General features: G+C 64.3%; 1 protein-coding gene. It reads right to left on the bottom strand.

The annotated features are described in order from the left end of the window. Positions 1-51 precede the first annotated feature (51 nt). Positions 52-677: hypothetical protein (locus GV790_RS28865; RefSeq protein ID WP_163817984.1), on the bottom strand; the 626-nt coding region annotated here is incomplete at its 5' end.

Here is a 677-nt window from a genome sequence, read left to right as displayed (position 1 = left end):
ACCTGACATGCCGGCCGCAACTCGACCCGGCCGACGACGGGATCCGACAGATCAGCCGACGACGGGATCCGACAGAACAGCCGGGATCAACGGAGGAAACAGCAGACAACACGCCCGGTCCGAGGACAGGTCGGTCCAGCCGGAGATGTCTTCCGCCACCATCGGCATCATCCGGCCGAGGCGCGGATCCGCGAGCGCGCGGCAGGCTACCAATGTCGCTCCGTGATCACGGAATGCCCGCGCCAGCCAGGTAGCTGTCGAACGGTGCACGGCCATCTCGCCGGATGTCGCTGCTTTGAGAAAAACCGGCGGCACGTGGCTCAGCAAGGACACCGGGATCTGTTGCGGCAGCCGCAGGAAGTAGTACCGGGGTTCGATGAGCGGACGTGGAACGAGATAGATCCAGTCCGTCCCGTAGGGGCGGAGATTGGACAACATCGCGAAAGCGAACTCCAGGCGGGCACCGAGCACGACGGCACCCACCGTTGACATGAGCGTCAGCAGCAGCGGGACGACCCCAACAGCCACTGTGACCGCGGAATCGACCGTGACCAGCGACGCCAAGGAAAGCACACCGAAGAACAACGCGGCGAACAATTCGTTGATCAGCCCGGACCGCCGGTTCAAGTAGTGCCAGGTGCACTGCCAAGCTCCGGTCGCAGCCACCAGCATGGCGA

It is taken from the genome of Nocardia cyriacigeorgica (genome assembly GCF_010858045.1).
Lineage (GTDB): Bacteria > Actinomycetota > Actinomycetes > Mycobacteriales > Mycobacteriaceae > Nocardia > Nocardia cyriacigeorgica_E.
This window is presented reverse-complemented; position numbering and strand designations above follow the sequence as displayed.